Origin of the sequence: Vibrio sp. J502 (assembly GCF_025397955.1) — a bacterium.
Lineage (GTDB): Bacteria > Pseudomonadota > Gammaproteobacteria > Enterobacterales > Vibrionaceae > Vibrio > Vibrio anguillarum.
Genome location: NZ_CP104554.1, coordinates 1,552,149 through 1,576,252 on the forward strand (window position 1 = coordinate 1,552,149; position 24,104 = coordinate 1,576,252).

A 24,104-nucleotide genomic window follows, 5' to 3' on the forward strand; every position below is an offset into this window, starting at 1 on the left:
AAGTCGTTATAATGCGCGGCTCATTAATCAGAGGTCAAAATATGCACAGCAACGTCACTCCCATTCATCAATATAAAAAATACTGGGCAGAGTGCTTTGGAACCGCACCTTTCCTGCCAACCAGTAAAAAGGAGATGGATGCCCTAGGATGGGACAGCTGTGACATCGTGATCGTCACGGGTGACGCTTATGTGGATCACCCCAGTTTTGGTATGGCGATCATTGGCCGTTTACTCGAAGCGCAAGGCTTTCGCGTTGGGATCATTGCCCAGCCGCAATGGCAAAATAAAGACGCTTTCATGGCGCTGGGAAAACCTAACCTGTTTTTTGGCATCACGGCCGGAAATATGGATTCGATGATCAACCGCTACACCTCTGACAAAAAATTACGTCATGATGATGCGTACACACCCAATAATGAAGGTGGCAAACGTCCAGATCGCGCCACACTTGTCTATTCGCAGCGTTGTCGTGAGGCTTATAAAGATGTGCCACTGGTACTCGGTGGTATTGAAGCAAGTTTGCGCCGCGTTGCCCATTATGATTATTGGTCAGACAAAGTGCGTCGTTCTGTGCTGTTTGATGCCAAAGCTGACATACTGCTGTTTGGTAACGCAGAGCGCGCATTGGTTGAAGTAGCGCACCGCTTAGCCAATGGCGATAACATCGCTGATATGACCAATATTCGCGGCACGGCCGTGAACCTGGCCGCTGAGCCTGAACATTACACCATCATTGACTCATCACGTATTGAGAAACCGGGTAAAGCGTTTGTTCCCGTGAACCCTTACGCGGTGGAAACGCAGTGTGAAACCAATCAAGAAAAAGAAGCCGAAGCAAAGCCAATAACCATTCGTCCTTCTCGCCATGATGCCGCCACAACAGCGGTTCGTTTGCCTGCTTTTGAAAAGCTCAATAATGACCGGATTTTATACGCGCATGCAAGCCGTGTACTGCATTTAGAAACCAACCCCTACTCTGGCCGGGCGCTGATCCAGCGTCATGGCGACCGTGAGTTGTGGGTCAACCAAGCCCCGATCCCACTCACCACAGAAGAGATGGATTACGTGTTTGGCCTGAGCTACGCACGCGTGCCTCACCCTATGTATGGCAAAAGTAAAATTCCTGCTTATGACATGATCAAAACCTCGGTTAATATCATGCGCGGCTGCTTTGGTGGTTGTTCATTCTGCTCGATTACCGAACATGAAGGGCGCATTATCCAAAACCGTTCAAAAGAGTCGATTTTGAATGAGATGGAAGAGATCCGCGATAAAGTTCCCGGCTTTACTGGAACCATTTCGGATTTGGGTGGGCCAACGGCGAACATGTACCGTTTAGGTTGTAGTGATCCTAAAGCTGAGATGAACTGCCGCCGCCCATCGTGTGTTTTCCCCGGAATTTGCCATAAGCTCAATACCGACCACAAACATACGATTGATCTCTATCGTGAAGCGCGCAAAGTCAAAGGCATTAAAAAAGTGATGATCGCCTCTGGTGTGCGTTATGACTTGGCGATTGAATCTCCTGAATATGTGCGTGAATTGGTCACGCATCACGTAGGAGGCTATCTCAAGATCGCCCCAGAACATACCGAGAAGAATCCGCTCGATCTGATGATGAAACCGGGTATGGGCACCTATAATCGCTTCAAAGAGATGTTTGAGAAGTACAGTGCTGAAGCAGGTAAGAAACAGTACCTCATCCCGTACTTTATTTCCGCGCATCCCGGTACGGAAGATGAAGATATGCTCAATTTGGCACTGTGGCTAAAATCAAACAATTTTGAGTGTGATCAGGTGCAGAACTTCTATCCATCGCCAATGTGTAATGCAACCGCGATGTATTACTCAGAGACTAACCCGCTCAAACGTGTGAAATACAAAAAACGTGAAGAAGTGACTGTCGCGAAGGGAGAGCGTCAACGCAGGCTGCACAAAGCGCTGTTACGCTACCATGACCCATTAAACTGGCCGATTATCCGTGAAGCCTTGATCAACATGGGTAAAAAGCATTTGATTGGTGATAAACCTAACTGCTTAGTGCCTGCGAATGATGTGGATGCACTCACGCCTGCGCAGCGTCGTAAATCTGGCCGTCACGGAGCGAACCGTTTTGCGACCAAACACACCAAAACTCAGCCGGGTTTTGATGCTCTTAACCCGCGTAAAGAGAACGCTACTTCACCAAACAAACCACGCGCTAGCAGCGCGGCAGACAACGGTAAGAAAAACCAAGGCGGCGCATCTAAACCTGCGCACTCTCGCCCGACAAGTAAAGGCAAACCGTTTGCTCAAGCCTCTAAGCCAAGAGCGCCACGCGCAGAACAGAGATAATTCCAAAGCCATATGATCAGCACAATAAGGCTCCTTACGGAGCCTTATTGTTTTTCAAAGAACAGCGTTAGTTTACCGACCTCGATACCAAATTTTTTAATTTTAGTCAGGTTAAACACCCGCTTTTCATCTTGCCGGTAAAGCCAGTCGTCAAAGGTAACGGTTAGCGTAGAATCACCATAAGGTAAGGAAAAATCATATTGCCAGCGCAAGACGTTACCTACTTCTTCACCTTGGGCTTGGCCTAATACATCATCCGCTTGACCGATATATTTTCCATCAGCAAAACGTTCAATCACCCATACTCTTTGGCTTTTTTCACCATCATCAAAATTGAAGTCTTCAACCAAAGTGAGTTTATTCCCCTCAACTGTTCCGTCGATGGCAACCTCGAAACGACGCGTTTGCATCCCCGTATAATCTTGCACCATCCCCCATGCGAACGTTCGACCAGAGAAGTATTCAAATAGATCAAACTTAGGTTGCGTGGATTGGTATTGAGTGAGATCAGCGCTGCACCCCACTAACCAAAGTAGAAGTAACAGATAACTGCGTCTGGCTATCGCTTTCATGGTTGCATTCCTATCAATTGTTTGCGTAAGTGTGGGTATTGCGTCTGTGGCGACAGCCATATCGCGAGAAAGGCGTCATTTAACGCTTCGTCGACTACTGTACCAACCTGAGCTTGAACACCATTCTTAGGATGAAAAATAAAAGCGCCCTGCTGCCCATCGGAGGTGTAAATCAAGCGGTCGCCCTCAGTAACGCTGGGAAAAATGGACGATAGGTGCACCAACCATGGTGCAATTTGTTGCTCGGCTAATTTGAGTTTTTGCCACTGCTCTGCGGTCGATTCCACCAGCTGTTTACTACTGATGTCGCGCTGATATTCAATTTCAAGCGCCAAGGGATGGGGCGATAAATCGCTTCCTTGCTCGTACTGCCCTGATGGGGTACGCAGCTGCGAGGAATAAATATCTAGCCATAACCAGCTTAAATTCGCTTGGCCAATCACTGGCCAAGTTTGCCACTCGGTCAGTTTATCGTCGGCCACCGCCGCAAAAGCGTTATTCACCAAGCTGTGAAAGGCAATCACTATCAGTAACAGGTTGAATTTTCTTAGCCTATTTCTCTTTGCTAACATCATCGCTAAATATCCTAAGTATCAATGCACCGATCATCACCCACTGCAGCCACAAGATGGCCATAGTCAAACCCAATGGCCAATCAAAATGTACAGCGCCTAAACGTTCTGCCGCCCAATAACTTAAACTACCTAACACGCCGACCACCAAACAAATGAGTTTGGATGGATAACGTTTCATCAGCACCACTAAATGGGAGGCATACCAAGAAAAAGCGCCCCACAACACCATTAACCAAATGGGAAAGTCATTGGTCGCAAAGCGTAATAATCCGAAATACTGATTAAGGGCATCGATAACAATACCCACTATGGTTAACGCAATCACCCTTTCCAAAGGATAAGAGAACTGCCGCAAGGAAAACATCAATGCGGCTAACATCATGGCCAATGCCAACCACTGCAAACGTTCTGTCCCCAACACAGCAACAAACCAGATCGCTTGAAACCAAAGAGAGACAGCAAACAGCGTTTTCATTACATCGGCCTTTGCAAGGTCATATGTACGGTACTGATGGATTTTGCTAAAAAACCACCCTCGCAGTAGCAGAAATAGTAACGCCACATACGCGTGAATCGCTCATCATACCCGAGTTGTGAAACTTGATGTTTTGCGACCTCAAAACGGTGACGCCAATGGGCAAGGGTATGCGCATAGTCAGGACCAAGATCAAACAGGTTGCGAACCACTAAATCACTGTGCTGTGTCGCCGCCGTTGTCAATGCAGTAATTGAGGGTAAAAAACCGCCGGGGAAAATGTATTTCTGAATGAAATCGACATTATTGCTGTAATAATCATAACGTTGATCAGCAATGGTAATGGCTTGAATCGCCATCAAACCATTGGGTTTTAGTAGTGACTGGCACTTTTCAATATAAGAGTCGAGGTACTCTTTACCGACCGCTTCGATCATCTCTATCGAGACTAATTTATCGTACTGACCTTGTAGCAGGCGGTAATCTTGCTTAAGCAAGGTGATTTGACTCTCCAGCCCCTGCCGCTCTATTTGCTGTGCGGTGTAGTAATGCTGCTCTTCAGAAATGGTCGTCGTCGTGACCTGACAGCCGTAAGTTTTGGCCATGTAAATCGCCATCGCACCCCAACCGGTGCCAATCTCAATCACGTGGTCGCTTGCTTTGAGTTGCAACTGCTGGCACAAACGTTCCATTTTATTAACTTGCGCCTGCTCTAACGTTTCATCCGGATGCAGAAACAACGCGCTGGAATAGAGCATATTGCTGTCTAAAAAGGTGTGGTAGAGATCATTACCTAGATCGTAGTGGGCATGAATATTCTCTTTGGCTTTATCGATTGAATTTCGGTTGAGCCAGTGGCTGACTTTATAAAAAAGTTTGGTCAACACACTACTGCGAGCTTCAATACCATCTAATGCACTGACATTACGAGCCATCAGTTCCATTAGGCTAGTCAAATTCGGGCTATCCCACCAACCATCCATGTAAGCTTCACCCGCTGCAATACTACCCCCTTTTAATAAACGAGCATAAAAATGAGGGTGATGTATTTCAATAGTTGCATGGGGTTGATGCTCTTTAAGTACGCCAAAAGTCTCCTGACTGGACGCGCCTTCATTGGAAAAGGTTTCAATGATGGTTAAAGTGCCTACGTCTAAACGCTGTAGACAGCGAAAAATGAAGCTTCTTGCACTCTTTTGCAACCCTGTCAGTTGCTTGGGCAATGCGAGAGTTTGTGAATTAAGCATTGAGCCTTCTCCTTGTTATTGTTATTTAGACACTGTCTCTGTATAGATCTTGCGTATTTATGAATGTGGGTTGGAGTAGAAAGGTGCTCCTTTAAGCCACAGCTTTAAAGCATGCCAGTAAATACCGATTGTCACTTTTACGGCCATCACGGGTGTTTTGATCAATAACTTGAGTAAATTTTTTGAATTAAATGGTTGTGCCTTCATCGATAAAGTCGCATCGAAAACTTTACCTTCTTTGTGACATTCCAAATGCACACTCAATGACGAACCAAGCGGCTTCAACTTCCAATGATATTGCTGATCAATAGGATTGAAGGGAGAAACATGAAACGCCTTTTGATGACGCCACTGTTGCTGCTCTTCTCCCGCTTGTGCTTTCACCGCGTAGTAGTGCCGTTGATTCCAAGGTGTATTACTCACTTCGGCCAACAAATATTGCCATTCACCTTGTTGATCATAAAGATAATAGAAATTAACCGGGCTGAAATAGATTCCTAAATAACGAAGGTGACATACTGCCATCACCTTTCCAGAGCAGCGGTCGCCCGTCAGCTCATGAACTTTATCTTGTATGCACTGTTTTAAATCCCCTTCACCAAGATAATCGGCGCGCTGAAAACGCGCCCAGTGCCACCATTTTTCGCCAAACCCCCAAACTGAATCACTCAGTTGATCCAGTTCATCGAGATCAATACACGGCATAAACAATGGATAATTGAGCGCATGTTCAATCGGAGTAAAGCGTCGATGACGTACCATGCCAACCATCAAACAACTGTTGGGCTCCGTCTCCATCACGCCGCGCCTTTTAACTGCTGCGCTTGCGCTTCAAGCTGTGTCACCACATCCAGCGCACTGGTCACGCCATCTTCATGAAAACCATTGCGCCAATAAGCGCCACAGTACCAAGTGTTATTCACACCGTTGACTTCAGGCTTGCGTTGCTGAGCCGCGATAGATTGCGTGGTAAATACCGGGTGGTGATAAGTAAACTGTCGTAAAACTTTCTCATCAGCAATGCGGTCACCGCTGTTGAGCGATACACAAAAAGTATGAGCGCCTTTAATATGCTGCAAGATATTCATATTGTAGGTCAGCGCTGGTAAACGCGACTCTTGATCTGGACTGCCATCAAGCCAATAGTTCCAAGCTGCCCAAGCGGCTTTTCGCTTAGGCAGCAGTGATGTGTCGGTATGTAAAGTGACTTCATTGGCTTGATAGTGCATTACGCCGAGCACTTCTTGCTCAGCCTCTGTCGGTTGCTCTAACATACCTAATGCCTGATCGCTGTGACATGCAAAAATTACATGATCAAAGTGGTGTGATTGCCCATTAACAACGAGCTCGACACCCGACGAGCTGCGTTTGACTTGTGTAACTGGGCTATCAAGATGAATCTTATCTTTAAAACCTTGCGTTAAGGGTTCGATGTACGCACGCGATCCGCCTTCAACCACATACCATTGTGGTCGGTTAGTGATCTCTAGCAGGCCATGGTTGAGGAAGAAACGCAAAAAGAAACTTAACGGAAAAACCCGCATATCAGCCAAGGAAGATGACCAAATCGCCGCTCCCATCGGTAAAATATAATTTTCACAAAAATAGTCAGAAAATTGGTGCTCAAATAAGAAATCACCTAAGGTTTGCATCGATTGATGCGCTTGTTCTGCTTGCTGTTTCGCTAACCGATTGAAGCGAATGATTTCAAAAATAAAGCGATAAAAGACAGGGTTTAACCAGTTCCGCTTTTGTGCAAACAGCGTAGTTGCAGTATGACCGTTATATTCCAGCCCATTCGCATCATTACGCACACTGAAGCTCATTTGAGTCGGAATGCCTTTTACGCCAATTTCATTCATCATTGCGATGAAATTTGGGTAGGTCCGGTCGTTGTACACGATAAAACCAGTATCAACCGCGTGATTTTGACCATCGAGCTCAATATCGACGGTGGCGGTATGCCCACCAATGTAATGATTGGCTTCAAACACGGTAACATCATGATGTTTATGCAAATAATAACCGCATGTTAAACCGGAAATACCGCTACCAATAATGGCGATTTTCATACTCAATTCCTTTAATTACAAAACAGCTCGTTATTTAAGTAATGCCGCAACCAATTTGCCTTGCCATGCGTAAGGTAAGCTGCCAATCAAACGTAATAAGCTCGTAAAACGGGCCGGAAAATAGAGGGTGGTTTTGCCTTTTTCCAACCCACGGCGAATCGCCTGCGATGCATACTCGGCACTGACCATCATTGGCATCGAAAAACTATTTTTATCAGTCAAAGGCGTGGCAACAAACCCAGGATAGATCATCGTCACAGCAACACCTTGCGCTCGCCAATCTTGCATGAGCGAGCGTGCTAGGTAACTAACCGCCGCTTTAGAAGCGCCATAGGCTTCTGCTCTTGGCAGCGCGATTTCACTGGCGATGGAACCAACGATCGCCACACGGTGGTTAGCAACAAAGTGATGCTGTATCGCCTCAATGCAATGAGCTAAACCCAAAACGTTTACGTCAAACACACGCTTAAACCGGAGTGAATCCATTTGACCATGATCGATGTATTCGCAATCGCCAGCGTTGAGGATCCACAGTGAAGGAGTAAAAGGCAGTTGCGATAAAGCCGATTTCGTTTGCTCAAAATCGGTAATATCAAACGCAATACCTTGGATCTGCGGATACTCTTGATGCATTTGATTAAGCTTGGCTTGGTTACGCCCACAAGCAATAACTTGCCAACCCGTTTTTGCATAATCAACAGCTAGCTGATAACCAATACCAGAAGTGGCTCCCGTGATAAGTACACTCTTCATTGCCCTAACCTCTGTTTGATCGAACGAATAACACTTCCCAGCAGCGGAATGTGTTCATAGAGCATTTCTCCCAAGTCGAAGTAATCACGGTGATAAATGACTTGGTTGTCTTGAAACTTGAGATGGCTCATCCCTTGCACTTGTATAAGTTTTCCACGAGCTAGCCGAGGATGCTGCAAAGACATAGTCCATGTGAGAAAGCCGCAGTCACCGACTTGCTGGTGATCATGGATGGTAAAATCACAACGCTCTACGTTCTGATACAAACGAGCAAAATAATCCGATAGCGCACGCCAACCTTCTATTCGATGAGCGGCATCCTCAAAAAGGACATTGTCGTGATAAACCTGACGTAATAAAGGCAAGTTCTCTTTGTTGAGTTGACGATAAACTTGAGCAACCGATTCGACATCCATTGTACGTTTCCATAAGTTATACAAAAACTTCACATGTACAAAATAGTACAAGTCACTTAGTTATACAAAATATTTCTTGTATAACTTTGTATCTTTTCAATGCATACGTGGTTGCAAGGAATTAAGATCAAAAAAGAAAATAAAGACCAAAATTCCAATAGTTACGACGATCAAAAAGGCCAGCGTAATTCGCTGGCCTTCTCTTTTTAGTTAGCTTAGATTAACTATTGCGCAAAGCGGCGATGCGTTTATCAAGCGGCGGGTGACTCATCAATAATTCCGTCATTGAACGTTTACCGTTGATACCAAAAGCCATCATGGAACCTTCTAATTGAGATTCTTGCCCCATTTTTAAACGCTCTAACGCCGCAATCATCTTGTGTTTACCCACAAGCTTTGCTGCACCTGCGTCGGCGTGGAATTCGCGATGACGGCTATACCACATCGTAATAAAGCTCGCGAGGAAGCCAAATACCAATTCCAGCACCATAGAGATGCCAAAATAAACCATCATATTGCTACCGCCACCCTCTTCTGAATCACGAGACGAGACGATGTTTGCGATAAAGCGCGATAAGAAAATAACGAAGGTGTTAACCACTCCTTGCATTAAAGTCATCGTAACCATATCGCCATTGGCAATGTGGCTCACTTCATGCGCCAATACCGCTTCGGCCTCGTCACGCGTCATGCTGTGCAATAGCCCCGTTGAAACAGCGACGAGAGAATCATCACGTTTAGCGCCGGTTGCAAAAGCGTTGATGTCCGGTGAATCATAAATTGCCACCGTTGGCATGCCAATGCCCGCCTGCTGAGCTTGACGACTCACAGTTTGCAATAACCAATGCTCAGTTTCGTTACGTGGACTTTCAATCACCATTCCACCTACCGAGCGCAGAGCCATGCTCTTTGACATCAATAATGAAATAAATGAGCCGCCAAAACCAAACAACGCGGCCATGACGAGCAAGCCAGATAAACTGCCCGGCTGCATCCCCGTCACAGCATAAACAATATTTAATACAAGGCTAAGAACCAGAACCACCGCAAGGTTGGTTGCTAGAAATAACATGACTCGCTTCATTACTTATCTCCGAATGAAAAGCTTATTATGAGTGTAGGCTGCAAGCGACGCTAGCATGAACCTACACAATTTTTCATATACATATAGTCTAAGATTTGAAAAACAAGGTTAAGCGATAAATTGAAACATTTAATGTCTGACACCGAGTTTTCTAAAATCTGTTGCTGGACAGCAAGATGGTTAACCTACCCTTACAGTACGTGATGGGCAATTGAACGCATAAGACTTTGGTCGTATTGAGAGTCCCAGCTAAAGTGACTACATTGCATGGGCAACAGACATTTTCGACTGACAAAGGACAGCATCATGGCTGAAACGAGCAACTATCAAATGGCGATCGATTTACTGTGTTGCCACTTAGGTCTCTCTGAAGATGAAGCTAAACAACAATTGGGAATTGGCAGTACACCATCCGCGCAGCAACAAATATCTGACACGCAACAAGCACTGATGGGGCTGATGCAAGAAAAATAGCCGTTAGCAAGGCTGGCGAGAGTTTATGCTAGCTAAATTGAAACAGCGCCGCTCATGGCATTATGGGTGGCGCTGTTTTGTTTGTATTGCCTACAATGACCGTGATTAATCTCGCGGCGGCGCTGGCGATAGTACTTCGCGATTACCATTATGACCGGGAGCGCTCACAATACCTTGTGCTTCCAACTGCTCTACAATTCTTGCTGCACGGTTGTAACCGATTTTAAATCGGCGTTGCACTCCTGAAACTGAACCTCGACGCGTTTCCACTACATGTTCAACCACTTGATCAAATAGCGGATCCACTTCTTCATCACTTTCCATCTTCTCACCGGGTAGCAAGGCTTCTGGTCCTTGGTCACCATAAGTGATCTCTTCTATGTAGTTAGGCTTACCGCGTGCTTTCCAGTTGTTTACCACCGCATGCACATCTTCATCCGAGGCAAACGCACCGTGAACCCGGATCGTGTGGCTAGAACCCGGTGGTAGATAGAGCATATCGCCCATACCGAGCAGTGATTCTGCACCACTTTGGTCCAAAATAGTTCTTGAGTCGGTTTTAGTCGAAACGGTAAACGCAACGCGGGTCGGAATATTCGCTTTGATTAAACCGGTGATCACATCAACCGATGGGCGCTGAGTGGCCAAAATAAGGTGAATACCCGCAGCACGAGCCTTTTGTGCCAAACGCGCGATCAACTCTTCTACTTTTTTACCCACCACCATCATCAGATCAGCAAATTCATCAACAACCACGACAATGTAAGGCAGTTTTTCCAGCAGTGGCGGTTCACTCTCCATACTGTCCCCTTCTCTCCACAAAGGATCGTGGATAGGGTGACCAGCAGCAGCGGCCATTTTTAGCTTATCATTGAAGCCTTTGATGTTACGCACACCAAGCACAGACATTAATTTATAACGACGTTCCATTTCACCCACACACCAACGTAAAGCATTTGATGCGTCTTTCATGTCAGTCACGACTTCAGCTAACAGGTGAGGAATGCCCTCGTAGATCGATAGCTCTAACATTTTCGGGTCAATCATAATAAAACGAACGTCTTCTGGGCTCGCTTTATAAAGCATGCTGAGGATCATCACGTTGACCCCAACTGACTTACCTGAACCTGTTGTACCAGCCACCAACACGTGCGGCATTTTGGCTAAATCCGCGACCAGTGCTTCACCTGCAATGTCTTGCCCTAAAACGATGGTCGTCGGTGATTTTGCTTCTTGGAATTGACGACTTTTTATAACATCTGACAAATAGACGGTTTGACGACTCATGTTTGGCAGTTCAAGGCCAACATAAGGTTTGCCAGGGATCACTTCAACCACCCTCACCGCCATCGCCGACAAAGAACGCGCCAAATCCATCGATAGGCTAGAAATACGGCTCACTTTTACGCCTGGAGCTAAATCTAGTTCAAAACGAGTGATAACCGGCCCCGGAAAGATATCAACCACTTGCGCTTGGATTTTGTAATCCGCGAGTTTAGATTCAACCAAACGAGCAACCTCCTCTAATGCCTCTCGGTCAATAAAGTGTTCACGCTTTTCTGGGTGATACAGAAGTTCTAACGTCGGTAGTGGCTCCGTCGGTTTAGGCAGGTTAGTTTCTTTTTGCATTAAAAATGGATTTTGCTTGGCCGCCATATTGGCCTGAGCCGAAGACACCATGTTCTGAAAAGCCGTCACATCGCTATCTTGCTGGCCTAACGGTGGCTCGTCATCTTCTGACATCACATCAAGATCAGCAGCCAACGCTTGATCTGATTCATCTTCATCCAGCACATCCAAATTGGAAATAACCGGTTCAACACGCGACACATCAAGATCAACTTCTGTCATCGTAAGCGACGGATCGCTTACCTCTTCGTCCTCTGCCCATGCATATTGCTGAGCCTCTTGACTGGCATCGAGGTCGGCACTGGCTAATGCTTGGTGCTCATTAGCTCTTTCATCTACCCAGTTTGCCGATGAAAGAGCAAGGTCATCCTCTTCCAACGCAACAGATTCTAACTCTTCAATCGTTGCACTAAGTTGCTTGCTGCGATCAAATGGCACTTCATCTGAGTGAGTTTCACTGAATTCAGGAGAAGTGTTAGCCTGAGTTTTGGCCGCTGGCATGTGAATATTAAAACGTCTTGGCGAGTGAGTCTGTTCCAGCTCTTCTTCAACCTCTACCGCAGGCGTGTATTGCTCGGCCCCAAACGCATCGAGGGCTGATTTGACATATTCTCCATTTGGCGAACTAGACTCAACAACGGCTAAGTCTGCGGATGATGATTCAAGCGGCGACAATTCCATTGGCGACAAAACGGGCGCAATATCTTCATCTTTCTCACCACGTAATCGATTGATCAACGCAACGCCAAGAGAAATACTCATCGTGCCTAACCATTCCACGATGCTTAGCCAGGAGATACCCGTTAGCAGCGTAAAACCAGCGCCCCATAAAAAGAGCAAGACTAAGGTTGAGCCTAGTAAATTAAGCGTTGGCAGCGCCAAACTGGTTAAGACATCCCCAATCACACCACCAGATGAAAAATACCAAATATCGTCAAAGTTGATGTCCGCAAGGCCACAACTGGTCAAAATCAAGATAGTTAAGCCGAGTAAACGCGTTCCCCACAGCACAAAATCAAGGGGTTCATTCTCTTCTCTTTTACGCAGAAAAACCCATGCTAGCACAGTAATCATGAGCGGTATTGGGTAGGCCAGCGATCCAAAAATAAAGAACAAGGTATCGGCAATCCATGCGCCAATAATACCGCCTGCATTTTCAATATCGCCTCCCCACGCGGTTTGTGACCATGAAGGATCGGCGGGACTAAATGTTAATAAAGCGATGGAAAGAAGCACAGAGGCAAGCACAGCGACAATAAGCCCGCACTCTTTCAGACGTTGCGATCCATTGAGGCGTGAAGACTGAGGCTCTTCGCTGGTCTTAATAATGGTCTCAACTTTATTTTGGTTCTCTTTGAACATAAACCTAGATTCTGATTAACGCCAACACTCAAGGTTTATTGCGGCTTGATGTGTTGGTTTGGGTGAAAACAGTCCGAGCGGCAAAAGCCGCTCGGTTTGTTGTGTGATTTAACCACATCAAGGTTAAAAACCCAATTGGCGAACGTCAGAATGTGGAAAGAAGTACCACTATTCAGACAATCTGGCGTTATCGAGTTTTGATAACCAACTGGTTACTTTGCTTCACTTCTTCCATTACAACATAAGTGCGAGTGTCATTGACTCCGGGCAAACGCAATAGCGTATCACCCAACAATTTACGATACGCCCCCATGTCAGAGACTCGAGTTTTGAGAAGATAGTCAAAATCACCCGAAACAAGATGGCATTCTTGAATGTCATCCAGTTTTTGAACCGCAGTATTAAACTGTTCAAACACATCAGGTGCACCGCGATTCAATGTAATTTCCACAAATACCAACAGCGAAGCATCAAGATATTGTGGATTCAACAACGCGGTATAACCGGTAATGAAACCTTGACGCTCTAAACGACGTACACGCTCTAAACAGGGGGTTGGAGATAAACCCACTCGTTTTGATAATTCTACATTCGAAATACGACCATCTTTCTGCAATTCATTCAAAATATTGCGATCGATACGGTCTAAATCCTTGGACGGCCTTTTATAGTTGTCTGCCATTTTTTATTCCACCTTATTACTTCCTTGCAAAAATATATACTACAACTTTTTAATATTCAGTATCAAATTTTACACATTCACATCTATACTAGTCACAAATTCGAAACAACAACCCTACATATAGTTATAACAACCAAAAAAACCTAAGGAGTCAGGATGATCATTGGAGTTCCTAAAGAAATCAAAAACCACGAATATCGTGTGGGCATGATTCCCGCAAGCGTGCGCGAACTTGTCTCACACGGTCACCAAGTTTATGTTGAAACAAATGCCGGTTCCGGCATCGGCTTTTCAGACGATGATTACATCGCTGTAGGCGCATCCATTCTTCCTACTGCTTCTAACATTTTTGCGAAAGCAGAAATGATTGTTAAGGTCAAAGAACCTCAGGCTGCTGAACGAGCAATGCTCCGCGAAGGCCAAATTTTATTTACCTATTTACATCTAGCTCCAGATTTTCCACAAACTGAGGAGCTAATCAAGAGCAAAGCTGTCTGTATAGCCTACGAGACTGTAACAGATAATATGGGTCGCTTGCCACTATTAGCACCAATGTCTGAAGTCGCTGGTCGAATGTCTATTCAATCAGGTGCGCAGTGTTTAGAAAAATCACACGCGGGCTGTGGTTTGTTACTGGGTGGTGTACCCGGAGTCGCACCAGCAAAAGTGGTGGTGATTGGCGGCGGCGTAGTCGGTGCCAACGCAGCCAGAATTGCCGTCGGAATGCGTGCAGATGTGACGATTCTCGACCGAAGTGTTGATATGCTGCGTAAACTCGATGAAGAATTCCAAGGTCACGCCAAAGTCGTGTATTCAACAAAGGATGCGATTGAAAAATACGTCCTCGAAGCCGATTTAGTAATAGGCGCAGTACTGATCCCCGGAGCAGCAGCTCCTAAACTCGTTACTAAAGAGCTGATTTCTAGAATGAAACCTGGCTCTGCGGTCGTTGATGTGGCAATTGACCAAGGCGGCTGCTTTGAAACCTCACATGCTACCACTCATGATGACCCGACCTATATCGTTGATGACGTCGTTCATTACTGCGTCGCAAACATGCCAGGCGCTGTGGCTCGCACATCAACTTTCGCCTTGAATAACGCTACGTTGCCTTACATTGTTAAACTGGCCAATAAAGGTTATCAACGTGCATTATTAGAGGATAAAGGATTCCTAGAAGGTTTAAACGTGATACACGGTAAAGTCACCTGTAAAGAGGTCGCCGAGAGTTTCAACCTTGAATATCTTGACCCATCTGAAGCTATCGCTCTGTTTAACTAACGATAACAATTTGCGGTAAAGCTCTCAATTCTTAGCCAAGTGCGTCATGCGCTTGGCTTTCATTTTTTAAAAGCGTGAACCAATATATTGCGTGGCGTTACTTTCCTAGCGCAAAACTGCTCAATCTGCACCTCATAGCCTTGCTCTTGAAGATAAAGTGCCTTATCCAATACCAACCAAAGCTCAATCATGCGGCGAAATGCCTGTTGTACTAAGCCTATCCTTTCCATCTGCCAAAAACGCTGCTCGCCTTTACGTTCATAAGCAGGCCAATCCACTTCTGGTAATGCGATGCCTTTTTGTGCCGCCGCCCAATAACAAAAAGCTAAAAATCCTTCGGCTAGTTGTGATTTTTTGAGGCTCGGAATTGGGCAATATTGATGATGCCCAAGCTCAGATCTTAGCAACAAATCAAAACCCAAACGAAACGTCATTTCTTGCAAACGATGACGGCGAACCCGCTCTCCCCCCGTAACGGTTTCTTGTAGCGGAATACGCAGCTCTTCTTTGGACAAGGCAAGAGAAGAAGTACGACCGTAGCTGGACATGGGTTGGTAGCTATCGGCTTTGATTAAATGGTAGCAACATGGTGAAAACGTAATCGCAGGCAAGCGATGAGCAACGGAATATTCGAGTAGGCGAACATGGAGATCACCACAGGCATGTAAAGCGACGGCATGCTGATTGGTATTGAAAACGCCAAACGCTTGCGGCTCAAAAGCGTCCCCTTGAATAAATTGCATCGGAAGATCATGTTCATCGGCGCATGCTTGTCCTGCATGGCAGAGCTGCGACTGATATTCAAAACTAGTGACTTTTTGTTTTGACTGCGCTGCGATAATTCGACCTAAAAAGCCTTTACCCGCGCACCACTCTAGCCATGCCGTTCCTGAATGCCTAGAGAGGAGTGATTCGCTCATTAAACGAATTTGTTCTAGCTTTCTGCCAGGGATCCCCTGCTCTAAGTAAGGGCTGAGTGCTTGCTGAGTATTACGAGGGGCATCTTGAAGCCTAATCATGATATCCGCTTCTTTTAACCCCTCGATATACGGATGAAGTTGCTCAATGAGCGCTTGCGGCGATGACTTTAAGCTATCGATACTGTCCAAAGATAGCGTTTGCAACCACTGATCCAGCCTATGATCTGAATGTTTCCAAGGTGAACTGTCTAAGCCACTATGATGAAAGGGCTCAAATCGCCAAAAACGTTGGTTTTCAATTAAAAAAGCATCGATATGTTTGAAAAGCGCGCGCATACATCCCCCTAGAAAGGCCAATTCTAGGAGGTGATGGTTTAATTAGGAAGTGTTTCGTTTTAAATGATCAAAATTTGCTTAACGAACTGGCAATTCAATGTCTTTAAACATCTCTTCTATTTCGATATTCGATTTTAACGAGGTAGCCCGTTCGACGACAGGGCGAGTAAGATGAGGCGCGAAACGTTCCATAAAGTCAAACATATAAGAGCGCAGGAATGTACCTCGGCGAAACCCAATGCTAGTCGTGCTCGCACCAAAAAGATGGCTGGCATCAATCGCGATAAGATCGGTGTCGCGTGATTTATCTATCGCCATACTTGCGATAACACCCACCCCAATTCCCATCCGGACATAAGTTTTTATCACATCCGCATCGGTGGCGGTAAAGACAACTCGCGGCGTTAACCCTACGCGATTAAATGCAGTGTCTAACTCTGAACGGCCAGTAAAACCAAACACGTAAGTGACCAATGGATACGCGGCTAAATCCTCAATCGTTACTCGTTCTTTTTTTGCAAGAGCATGATCTTTGGGAACAACAATGGAGCGGTTCCAGTGATAACAAGGCAGCATGATGGCATCTTGGTACAGATGAAGCGCTTCTGTTGCTATCGCAAAATTAGCGGTGCCTTTTGCAACCGCTTCCGACATCTGACTTGGAGTGCCTTGGTGCATGTGTAGCGACACTTTCGGATAACGCGCAGTGAATCCTTTGATTACATCAGGTAACGCGTAGCGAGCTTGTGTATGAGTCGTTGAAATATTCAGCGTACCCATCTCAGGGTGCGTATGCTCCCCTGCCACGGCCTTAATGCTTTCCACACGTGAAAGGATCTCTTGTGAGATACGAATAATATCTTCACCTGCACCCGTGACTTGTGTCAGGTGCTTACCGCTACGCTCAAAAATTTGAATACCCAATTCATCTTCGAGTAAACGAACCTGTTTACTAATGCCTGGCTGAGAGGTATAAAGGCTTTCCGCAGTTGCTGAGACATTCAGGTTGTGATTAACCACTTCAACAATATATTTTAACTGCTGTAACTTCATTATTGGCCCCGTAATCCATTATCAAAGATCCAGATCTTTCAATCATAGTTTATAATTATTAGTTATAACGCTTAACACTCTCAATTCAAAGCTTGATGATTCAAGAGCGAAGAAAAAAGTAAGTATTTTGCGTAGCTGACTAAATTTTTGCCAACTATCGCCCAATCTAAGCAATAAAAGGCAGTTTTTAGGGGTCAAAACAGGAATAATAAAAATAGTCAATTTGAAGGTGTAGTGATAACTAAGGATCGTGTATTCTTAATTGCTAGCCACTGAATTCTAATAAAGATACGGATTATATGAATATAGGTTTAATCATTGCTCTTGTAGCAGTCTTGCTGGTGTTAGTCCTTGGCTATAACATCATGCTTCAATACAAAGTAAAGGTCGAGTCAGCTAAAAAGCAGGAGTCGACTCGATATATCGCCATTATTGATGCGACAGAAGACCTTATCGGCAACGCACACCACATGCCGTTTAGTAAAGAACTCTTAGTGTGTTTAAATACCCGTATCCTTGATGCCCTACTTAGTATGTATGAGCTTGACCCGAAAAATAAGCAGTTGGCACAACGCATTGAGCATATGAAAGGGCAAATTAAGCATTTACAAGAAAACCACCCAGGTGGTGACAGTACAACGTTTAAAGTACCCACCAGCGATAAACAAGCTTTGATTATGCTTAAACTAGTGAAACGTTTAAGAGACACGATTCGTAGTGAGCACAATAAAGGACGTTTTGAAACACAATCTTACGTCGCTGAAAATGCGCGTCTAGAAACAATACAAATTCGAATCAACATTGAAAATGTTGTTAAGCGGGCAAATGATTCGATCGTTCGTGGGCAACCCGGAACTGCGATTCAGCTATTGCGTAAAGGGATCGATGTTCTGAGCTCAAAAAATGATGCTTATTCCAATCAAGCTCGTGAAAAACTTCAGTCAATGTATGATGACTTAGAAAAACGACGCCAAACAAAAAGTGCAACCGATCTTCAACAAATTGAAGATAACGAGAGAAATAGTGATATGGAAGCACTGTTTGGTGAAAAGAAAAAATGGTAGCCCATTATTTTTGATTAGGAAGTATTTTTAAGGTCGCATAAGCGACCTTTTTCATACAACAACGTAAAGAAAACATTAATTTAAATTAACGTATCATTTATCGCTTTTAGGACTTCATCCGGTCTTGTTGCCTGAGTAATTGGGCGACCGATGACTAGATAATCTGAACCAGCTTTTATGGCCTCACTCGGAGTCATAATACGTCTTTGGTCTCCTGTTGCAGAACCAACAGGACGAATCCCTGGCGTAACTAATTTAAACTCTTGACCAAGATGGCTCTTAAGCATGTGCGCTTCTTGAGCTGAGCATACCACTCCATCTAACCCTGCATTTTGAGTTAGGCTAGCCAGACGCATTACATGCTCTTTAGGCGCAACATCGATGCCAATACCACGAAGATCAGGTTGTTCCATACTGGTTAGTACTGTGACAGCAATAAGTAGTGGTCTATCGTTGCCATAAGGTTCAAGAATCTGGCGAGACGCCGACATCATTCTCTCCCCACCACTGGCATGAACATTCACCATCCATACGCCAAGCTCAGCCGCCGCACGTACGGCTTTAGAGCACGTGTTGGGAATATCATGAAACTTTAGGTCTAAGAATACCGAAAAACCTCTTTTGTGTAGCTCACGCACAAAATCGGGACCAAACAGGGTAAACATCTCCTTACCCACTTTTAATCGACAGCTGCTGGGGTCAATTTTATCAACAAAAGCTAACGCTTCCGCTTGTTGCTCATAATCCAACGCGACAATTACTCTCTGGTCTTTCATTTTCACTCCTAAAATAATTAAGCTAAAAAAATGCAGCTTTCATAAGCTGCAGTTTTCGAGTCGATCAGTAACTCCAGTACATGAACTCTATTCACCATCCAAACCACGGATAGGTTTAATTGAACCCCAATTCTTACATGATGGGCAGTGCCAGTAGAGAGAATGAGTTGAGAAACCACACTTTCTGCATCGGTAGTGAGGTTTTACTTTTAGTTGCTCACCTACCAATTTTTGCAAGGTCGACAAGCTCTCTTTCGCTCGACCTTCCTCCGCTTCGATGAGATGGTAGTCAATTAAACGGTAGAAGCCCTTCATGGTCGGATTTTTAACCAATTGCCGTGTCAAAAGTTCCTGTGCTGCTCCAGCACCATCATGTTGTGCCACCAACTGTGCGAGCATCAGTTCAGCTGACACTCCAGCTTCATTGATAATGCACTCGCGTAAAAACTCAACAAGTTCACCCTCTTTCCCAATATGGTGATAGCACTCAGCAAGCGTAGGCAATACCTCGCCGATAAAATCAATGTCCTGCTCCAAGACCATTTGCATATACTGGATTGTATGACGGTAGTCATCATTTTCAAGATACAGCTTACCTAAAGAGATCGTTGCGCGTACACATTTCGGATCTTCAGACAGCGCTTTTTTAAGATATTGAATCGCTTTGCTATCGCGTCCTTCAGCCTTCTCTTGCATTGCAAGTTCACACCAAAAATGGGCTATAACACTGTGCATCCTTTTTCTGCCTAATTTTACCAACGCATAAGCGTAATCGATAGCTTTATGCCACTCTCGAGTCTGTTGGTAAATAGAAACCAATTGTTGCAACGCCGCTTCTTTGTGTTCGGGCTCTTCAATCAGTTGTTCAAATATTTTTTCAGCGCGGTCGAGAAAACCTGCCACCATATAATCTTTTGCCAATTGTTGTAAGGCGAGATTTTTTTGGTCAATAGTAAGACTTGAACGAGATATGAGATTTTGATGGATGCGGATAGCACGATCAACCTCTCCTCTTGAACGGAATAAGTTGCCCAGCGCTAAGTGGGTGTCAATCGTTTCATTGTCTACTTGGAGTAGCTCGATAAAATGGTCAACGGCCTTATCTGATTGATCAGAAAGCAATAAGTTAAGACCCGTCACATACTGACGAGAAATTTGGTGAGAGTGTTTCTGCTTGTCTTGCTGAGCACTACGATTTCCCATATACCAGCCGTAGGCGGCGGCAATCGGTAATAGCAAGAAGAGAATTTCTAACATCAAGTCAGCCTTTATTTCACTACGCTTTACTTGTTACAGAGCTGTTCTCTGCTGTTTGCTTTTTCAGTTGCTTATTCAACTTTCTAACTTGCAACTGAGACTTGAAGTAGAAGCTACTGCCAAGCAAACAAGCAAGTAAAAAACCAGAGACAAAGACAGTGCCAAGTAAAGTAGACAGGTGAAATTCGCCTTGAGCGATCAAATAGTTAAACGTCACAACTGCTTGATTTTGAGCCCCTAATGCTAAAGCAATCAAAAAAAGTGCAAGAATTAGAACGATTTTTATAATTTTCATATGCCACTACCTATCCAGTATTGATCTGGTCTGATTATGCAGGAAAATGGCCTTACAAACCATGTCTATTATGGATTCCTTTCTTAAAAAAACGGCATACTTAAACTGTATGCCGTTTTTTAGAATACTCTCTAAATCGCTTTAGATATTCTCATTAACTCGCTCACGTAACTCTTTACCTGGCTTGAAATGAGGGACGAATTTGCCATCCAACACCACTTTATCACCGGTTTTAGGATTACGACCTACTCTAGGCTCACGATAGTGCAAAGAGAAACTACCAAATCCGCGAATTTCGATTCGCTCTCCGCTTTCTAAAGTTGATGCCATATGTTCAAGAATATCTTTCACAGCGTCTTCAATTTCTTTAGCAGATAGGTGCGTTTTCTCAGCACAGAGTCTTTCTATCAATTCAGACTTAGTCATAGTTTCCCTCATTACTTATCAAAGTAGGCACTAACTGAAAAAAAGGAGCCTTACGGCCCCTTTTAGCGAGTTAGATTATTCGCCTTTAGCAGCCTTGAATGCATCAGCCATAGCATTACCAAACGCACCTTCATCAGCTTTGTTCAGAGTAGCCATTGCTTCTTGCTCATCAGCTTCATCTTTAGCTTTGATAGATAGGTTGATTACGCGGTTTTTACGGTCTACACCAGTAAATTTCGCTTCAACGCTGTCACCAACGCTTAGGACTAGAGACGCATCTTCAATACGGTCACGAGATGCTTCAGAAGCACGGATGTAACCTTCAACGCCGTCTACAAGTTCAATTGTAGCACCTTTCGCGTCAACTGCAGTAACAGTACCGTTAACTAGAGTACCTTTTTTGTTATCAGCAACATATGCGTTGAACGGGTCGTTTTCCATTTGCTTAACGCCAAGAGAAATACGCTCACGCTCTGCATCTACTGCTAGAACAACTGCAGAGATTTCATCGCCTTTCTTGTAATCACGTACCGCTTCTTCTCCAGGAACGTTCCAAGAGATGTCAGATAGGTGAACTAGACCGTCGATGCCGCCGTCTAGACCGATGAAGATACCGAAGTCAGTGATAGACTTGATCTTACCAGTAACTTTGTCGCCTTTAGCTTGCGCTTCAGCGAATGACTGCCATGGGTTAGCTTTACACTGTTTAAGACCTAGAGAGATACGACGACGCTCTTCGTCGATATCAAGAACCATAACCTCAACTTCGTCGCCAACATTAACAACTTTAGATGGGTGGATGTTCTTGTTAGTCCAATCCATTTCAGAAACGTGTACTAGACCTTCAACGCCTTCTTCGATTTCAACGAAGCAGCCGTAGTCAGTTAGATTTGTTACACGGCCAGATAGTTTATGACCTTCTGGGTAACGCTTAGCGATAGCTACCCATGGATCTTCGCCAAGTTGCTTAAGACCTAGTGATACGCGAGTACGATCACGATCAAACTTAAGAACTTTAACTAGGATTTCGTCACCAACGTTAACGATTTCTGATGGGTGTTTAACGCGTTTCCAAGCCATATCTGTGATATGTAGAAGACCATCAACACCACCAAGGTCAACGAATGCGCCGTAGTCAGTAAGGTTCTTAACGATACCTTTAACTTCAGTGCCTTCTTGTAGAGTTTCAAGAAGTTCGTCACGTTCAACGCTGCTTTCTGATTCGATAACAGCACGACGAGAAACAACAACGTTGTTACGTTTCTGGTCTAGTTTGATAACTTTGAACTCTAGCTCTTTGTTTTCTAGGTGAGTAGTGTCACGGATAGGACGCACGTCAACAAGAGAGCCTGGAAGGAAAGCACGGATACCGTTTAGTTCAACAGTGAAGCCACCTTTAACTTTACCATTGATAATACCAATAACAGTTTCAGCTTCTTCGTAAGCTTTCTCAAGAACGATCCAAGCTTCATGACGCTTAGCTTTCTCACGAGAAAGTTGAGTTTCACCGAAACCATCTTCAACAGCGTCTAGAGCAACGTCTACTTCAGAACCAACTTCAACTTCAAGTTCGCCAGCAGCGTTCTTGAACTGTTCAGCAGGGATAGCAGACTCAGACTTAAGACCAGCGTCAACAAGAACGAAACCATTCTCGATAGCGACTACAGTACCTTTAACGATTGTACCTTGTTGAAATTGTGTTTCGTTTAAAAACTCTTCAAAGAGTTGAGCAAAAGATTCAGTCATTTATTTAATCTTCAATAATTAAACTTCCATGGGTATCCTACCGCATGGGGTTATTAAATTCGCCAGTCATCATCCTTGCGACCGACGCTCTTACCTAGCAGAACTACTCTGCCAGCTTAGATTCTACATATTGTAATGCTTCTTCTACAACTTCGTCGATAGACATTGAGGTTGAGTCAAGCAATAGCGCATCCTCTGCAGGGCGTAATGGGGCCACTGGGCGGTTACGATCTCGGTCGTCACGCTCTTGGATCTCGCTTAAAAGGGCGTCAAATTTAACATCTAGCCCTTTGAGTTGCAACTGCTTAAAGCGACGTTGGGCTCGCTCTTGCGCACTGGCATCGAGGAATATTTTCACTTCTGCTTGAGGAAACACAACTGTGCCCATATCACGTCCATCAGCAACCAGTCCCTGCCCTTTCGCAAAGGCTCGTTGGCGACGTAATAATGCCTCACGAACTCTAGGCAATGCCGCTACTTTTGATGCCGCCATTCCTGTCTCTTCTTTGCGCAATTCTTTCGATACGTCCTCACCTTCAAGAATCACTCTAACCAAGTCGCCTTCTGCGATAAATTGGACATCTAAATGTGTCGCCAGAGGAACAAGCGCTTCTTCCGACTCCGTATCCACACCGTGGTGAATCGCCGCCAATGCAAGAACGCGGTAAATAGCTCCAGAATCGAGCAAATGAAAGCCTAATTTCTTAGCCAACAACATACAAAGAGTGCCTTTACCTGCACCACTTGGTCCATCTACGGTAATTACCGGAGTGTGAGAGGACATGATTTACTCCACTTAGTTTTTATGCGGCTTGCTTGCTCGCTTTTGTCGGCGACAAATTATAGTGCTTATCCGTTACAGGCGCTAGGAAGGAATGGTGATATGACTGAAATTTCACAGTGATACAAGCGTCGCTTTTAGGGGGCGACGCTTTTGATAGAGACTTTTATAAAATGATACGCTCAGCGTTTTGCCTGACAGTAGCGGCACCAATGCCTTTCACCAAGCTCAGATCTTCTTTGGTTTTAAAATCGCCATTTTGTTGACGATATTCAACAATCGCTTGTGCTTTTTTAAGTCCAATACCTTTCAACAAAGTAGCAATTTCCTCAGCGGAAGCCTGATTTATATTAACCGTAATTTCAATGCCTTGGTGCGTTTCTACCACCTTTTCTTCTGCTAATGTCGGTGAAAGAGGCAATACGATACTTAGAAGTAACAACCCGAGTTTTGTTTTCAATTTCATATGAACATTTCCTTGTTTATTAATGG

24 protein-coding genes are annotated in these 24,104 nt (G+C 44.7%); 4 read left to right on the plus strand and 20 right to left on the minus strand.

Going from position 1 to position 24,104, the window contains the following annotated elements; all coding sequences use genetic code 11:
- Positions 1–41 precede the first annotated feature (41 nt).
- A complete protein-coding gene (locus N5E84_RS07230; RefSeq protein ID WP_069211942.1) occupies positions 42–2,336 on the plus strand; it encodes a YgiQ family radical SAM protein in 2,295 nt (764 codons plus the stop codon).
- Between the two features lie 44 nt (positions 2,337–2,380).
- On the opposite strand, the gene N5E84_RS07235 is transcribed toward N5E84_RS07230, so the two are convergent.
- The 9 genes from N5E84_RS07235 to htpX form a co-directional block, all read right to left on the minus strand.
- The gene (locus tag N5E84_RS07235; protein ID WP_013857161.1) at positions 2,381–2,908 is read right to left on the minus strand and encodes a DUF3833 domain-containing protein; all 528 of its coding nucleotides are present in this window, start codon (positions 2,906–2,908) and stop codon (positions 2,381–2,383) included.
- Positions 2,905–3,483 carry a chalcone isomerase family protein gene (locus tag N5E84_RS07240; protein WP_019281991.1) on the minus strand — a complete coding sequence of 193 codons (579 nt, stop codon included), beginning with the start codon at positions 3,481–3,483 and terminating at the stop codon, positions 2,905–2,907. The genes N5E84_RS07235 and N5E84_RS07240 overlap by 4 nt, the downstream gene beginning before the upstream one ends.
- Positions 3,461–3,958, minus strand: coding sequence for a DUF2878 domain-containing protein (locus tag N5E84_RS07245; RefSeq protein WP_019281992.1), 498 nt, complete (start codon positions 3,956–3,958; stop codon positions 3,461–3,463). The genes N5E84_RS07240 and N5E84_RS07245 overlap by 23 nt, the downstream gene beginning before the upstream one ends.
- On the minus strand, positions 3,958–5,205 hold the full coding sequence (locus N5E84_RS07250) for an SAM-dependent methyltransferase (protein ID WP_019281993.1): 1,248 nt from the start codon (positions 5,203–5,205) through the stop codon (positions 3,958–3,960). Before N5E84_RS07250 ends, N5E84_RS07245 begins: the two co-directional genes overlap by 1 nt.
- A 57-nt stretch (positions 5,206–5,262) precedes the next feature.
- The gene (locus N5E84_RS07255; protein WP_019281994.1) at positions 5,263–6,003 is read right to left on the minus strand and encodes a DUF1365 domain-containing protein; all 741 of its coding nucleotides are present in this window, start codon (positions 6,001–6,003) and stop codon (positions 5,263–5,265) included.
- Positions 6,003–7,277 carry an NAD(P)/FAD-dependent oxidoreductase gene (locus N5E84_RS07260; protein ID WP_029388174.1) on the minus strand — a complete coding sequence of 425 codons (1,275 nt, stop codon included), beginning with the start codon at positions 7,275–7,277 and terminating at the stop codon, positions 6,003–6,005. Before N5E84_RS07260 ends, N5E84_RS07255 begins: the two co-directional genes overlap by 1 nt.
- Before the next feature lie 30 nt (positions 7,278–7,307).
- A complete protein-coding gene (locus N5E84_RS07265; protein WP_013857166.1) occupies positions 7,308–8,030 on the minus strand; it encodes an SDR family NAD(P)-dependent oxidoreductase in 723 nt (240 codons plus the stop codon).
- Positions 8,027–8,446, minus strand: coding sequence for a nuclear transport factor 2 family protein (locus N5E84_RS07270; protein WP_026028585.1), 420 nt, complete (start codon positions 8,444–8,446; stop codon positions 8,027–8,029). The genes N5E84_RS07265 and N5E84_RS07270 overlap by 4 nt, the downstream gene beginning before the upstream one ends.
- 220 nt (positions 8,447–8,666) lie before the next feature.
- Positions 8,667–9,530 (minus strand): protease HtpX, encoded by an 864-nt coding sequence (htpX, locus tag N5E84_RS07275; protein WP_017044602.1) that lies wholly within the window; start codon positions 9,528–9,530, stop codon positions 8,667–8,669.
- A 306-nt stretch (positions 9,531–9,836) separates the two neighbouring features.
- Between htpX and N5E84_RS07280 the strand changes: the two genes are divergently transcribed.
- Entirely contained in the window at positions 9,837–10,004 is a 168-nt protein-coding gene (locus tag N5E84_RS07280; protein WP_017041998.1) for a hypothetical protein, read from the plus strand.
- Between the two features lie 105 nt (positions 10,005–10,109).
- Here N5E84_RS07280 and N5E84_RS07285 read toward each other — a convergent pair whose 3' ends face one another.
- The gene (locus N5E84_RS07285; RefSeq protein ID WP_019281998.1) at positions 10,110–12,995 is read right to left on the minus strand and encodes a DNA translocase FtsK; all 2,886 of its coding nucleotides are present in this window, start codon (positions 12,993–12,995) and stop codon (positions 10,110–10,112) included.
- A 187-nt stretch (positions 12,996–13,182) separates the two neighbouring features.
- On the minus strand, positions 13,183–13,677 hold the full coding sequence (gene lrp, locus N5E84_RS07290) for a leucine-responsive transcriptional regulator Lrp (RefSeq protein WP_010317439.1): 495 nt from the start codon (positions 13,675–13,677) through the stop codon (positions 13,183–13,185).
- A 156-nt stretch (positions 13,678–13,833) separates the two neighbouring features.
- Between lrp and ald the strand changes: the two genes are divergently transcribed.
- On the plus strand, positions 13,834–14,958 hold the full coding sequence (gene ald, locus N5E84_RS07295) for an alanine dehydrogenase (protein WP_019281999.1): 1,125 nt from the start codon (positions 13,834–13,836) through the stop codon (positions 14,956–14,958).
- A gap of 59 nt (positions 14,959–15,017) precedes the next feature.
- Here the strand turns inward: ald and N5E84_RS07300 are convergent, their stop codons facing one another.
- Together N5E84_RS07300 and cysB are read right to left on the minus strand one after the other, a co-directional pair.
- On the minus strand, positions 15,018–16,214 hold the full coding sequence (locus N5E84_RS07300) for a methyltransferase (RefSeq protein WP_029388175.1): 1,197 nt from the start codon (positions 16,212–16,214) through the stop codon (positions 15,018–15,020).
- A gap of 78 nt (positions 16,215–16,292) precedes the next feature.
- Positions 16,293–17,267 (minus strand): HTH-type transcriptional regulator CysB, encoded by a 975-nt coding sequence (cysB, locus tag N5E84_RS07305; RefSeq protein WP_010317444.1) that lies wholly within the window; start codon positions 17,265–17,267, stop codon positions 16,293–16,295.
- A 299-nt stretch (positions 17,268–17,566) separates the two neighbouring features.
- On the opposite strand from cysB, the gene N5E84_RS07310 reads away from it, so the two are divergent.
- Entirely contained in the window at positions 17,567–18,331 is a 765-nt protein-coding gene (locus N5E84_RS07310) for a hypothetical protein (RefSeq protein WP_013857174.1), read from the plus strand.
- An 80-nt stretch (positions 18,332–18,411) separates the two neighbouring features.
- Here the strand turns inward: N5E84_RS07310 and pyrF are convergent, their stop codons facing one another.
- From pyrF to N5E84_RS07345, 7 genes are all read right to left on the minus strand, one after another.
- Entirely contained in the window at positions 18,412–19,107 is a 696-nt protein-coding gene (gene pyrF / locus N5E84_RS07315; RefSeq protein WP_043004292.1) for an orotidine-5'-phosphate decarboxylase, read from the minus strand.
- 87 nt (positions 19,108–19,194) lie between these two features.
- The gene (gene lapB / locus N5E84_RS07320) at positions 19,195–20,364 is read right to left on the minus strand and encodes a lipopolysaccharide assembly protein LapB (RefSeq protein ID WP_026028046.1); all 1,170 of its coding nucleotides are present in this window, start codon (positions 20,362–20,364) and stop codon (positions 19,195–19,197) included.
- Positions 20,365–20,383: 19 nt separating this feature from the next.
- The gene (locus N5E84_RS07325) at positions 20,384–20,659 is read right to left on the minus strand and encodes a LapA family protein (RefSeq protein WP_017044598.1); all 276 of its coding nucleotides are present in this window, start codon (positions 20,657–20,659) and stop codon (positions 20,384–20,386) included.
- A 141-nt stretch (positions 20,660–20,800) separates the two neighbouring features.
- Positions 20,801–21,085, minus strand: a complete 285-nt coding sequence (gene ihfB, locus N5E84_RS07330; RefSeq protein WP_010317449.1) for an integration host factor subunit beta — start codon at positions 21,083–21,085, stop codon at positions 20,801–20,803.
- A 75-nt stretch (positions 21,086–21,160) separates the two neighbouring features.
- Entirely contained in the window at positions 21,161–22,831 is a 1,671-nt protein-coding gene (rpsA, locus tag N5E84_RS07335; RefSeq protein WP_013857179.1) for a 30S ribosomal protein S1, read from the minus strand.
- Between the two features lie 103 nt (positions 22,832–22,934).
- Complete coding sequence (gene cmk / locus N5E84_RS07340) at positions 22,935–23,615, minus strand: (d)CMP kinase (RefSeq protein ID WP_013857180.1); 681 nt, start codon at positions 23,613–23,615, stop codon at positions 22,935–22,937.
- A 163-nt stretch (positions 23,616–23,778) separates the two neighbouring features.
- A complete protein-coding gene (locus N5E84_RS07345; protein ID WP_017044597.1) occupies positions 23,779–24,078 on the minus strand; it encodes a ComEA family DNA-binding protein in 300 nt (99 codons plus the stop codon).
- Between the last annotated feature and the right edge of the window lie 26 nt (positions 24,079–24,104).

Bases quoted from the DNA above. Each gene is read 5' to 3' on its own strand.
- N5E84_RS07230 (WP_069211942.1), top strand. From the start codon at position 42: ATGCACAGCAACGTCACTCCCATTCATCAATATAAAAAATACTGGGCA.
- N5E84_RS07235 (WP_013857161.1), bottom strand. From the start codon at position 2,908: ATGAAAGCGATAGCCAGACGCAGTTATCTGTTACTTCTACTTTGGTTA.
- N5E84_RS07240 (WP_019281991.1), bottom strand. From the start codon at position 3,483: ATGATGTTAGCAAAGAGAAATAGGCTAAGAAAATTCAACCTGTTACTG.
- N5E84_RS07245 (WP_019281992.1), bottom strand. From the start codon at position 3,958: ATGAAAACGCTGTTTGCTGTCTCTCTTTGGTTTCAAGCGATCTGGTTT.
- N5E84_RS07250 (WP_019281993.1), bottom strand. From the start codon at position 5,205: ATGCTTAATTCACAAACTCTCGCATTGCCCAAGCAACTGACAGGGTTG.
- N5E84_RS07255 (WP_019281994.1), bottom strand. From the start codon at position 6,003: ATGGAGACGGAGCCCAACAGTTGTTTGATGGTTGGCATGGTACGTCAT.
- N5E84_RS07260 (WP_029388174.1), bottom strand. From the start codon at position 7,277: ATGAAAATCGCCATTATTGGTAGCGGTATTTCCGGTTTAACATGCGGT.
- N5E84_RS07265 (WP_013857166.1), bottom strand. From the start codon at position 8,030: ATGAAGAGTGTACTTATCACGGGAGCCACTTCTGGTATTGGTTATCAG.
- N5E84_RS07270 (WP_026028585.1), bottom strand. From the start codon at position 8,446: ATGGATGTCGAATCGGTTGCTCAAGTTTATCGTCAACTCAACAAAGAG.
- htpX (WP_017044602.1), bottom strand. From the start codon at position 9,530: ATGAAGCGAGTCATGTTATTTCTAGCAACCAACCTTGCGGTGGTTCTG.
- N5E84_RS07280 (WP_017041998.1), top strand. From the start codon at position 9,837: ATGGCTGAAACGAGCAACTATCAAATGGCGATCGATTTACTGTGTTGC.
- N5E84_RS07285 (WP_019281998.1), bottom strand. From the start codon at position 12,995: ATGTTCAAAGAGAACCAAAATAAAGTTGAGACCATTATTAAGACCAGC.
- lrp (WP_010317439.1), bottom strand. From the start codon at position 13,677: ATGGCAGACAACTATAAAAGGCCGTCCAAGGATTTAGACCGTATCGAT.
- ald (WP_019281999.1), top strand. From the start codon at position 13,834: ATGATCATTGGAGTTCCTAAAGAAATCAAAAACCACGAATATCGTGTG.
- N5E84_RS07300 (WP_029388175.1), bottom strand. From the start codon at position 16,214: ATGCGCGCGCTTTTCAAACATATCGATGCTTTTTTAATTGAAAACCAA.
- cysB (WP_010317444.1), bottom strand. From the start codon at position 17,267: ATGAAGTTACAGCAGTTAAAATATATTGTTGAAGTGGTTAATCACAAC.
- N5E84_RS07310 (WP_013857174.1), top strand. From the start codon at position 17,567: ATGAATATAGGTTTAATCATTGCTCTTGTAGCAGTCTTGCTGGTGTTA.
- pyrF (WP_043004292.1), bottom strand. From the start codon at position 19,107: ATGAAAGACCAGAGAGTAATTGTCGCGTTGGATTATGAGCAACAAGCG.
- lapB (WP_026028046.1), bottom strand. From the start codon at position 20,364: ATGTTAGAAATTCTCTTCTTGCTATTACCGATTGCCGCCGCCTACGGC.
- N5E84_RS07325 (WP_017044598.1), bottom strand. From the start codon at position 20,659: ATGAAAATTATAAAAATCGTTCTAATTCTTGCACTTTTTTTGATTGCT.
- ihfB (WP_010317449.1), bottom strand. From the start codon at position 21,085: ATGACTAAGTCTGAATTGATAGAAAGACTCTGTGCTGAGAAAACGCAC.
- rpsA (WP_013857179.1), bottom strand. From the start codon at position 22,831: ATGACTGAATCTTTTGCTCAACTCTTTGAAGAGTTTTTAAACGAAACA.
- cmk (WP_013857180.1), bottom strand. From the start codon at position 23,615: ATGTCCTCTCACACTCCGGTAATTACCGTAGATGGACCAAGTGGTGCA.
- N5E84_RS07345 (WP_017044597.1), bottom strand. From the start codon at position 24,078: ATGAAATTGAAAACAAAACTCGGGTTGTTACTTCTAAGTATCGTATTG.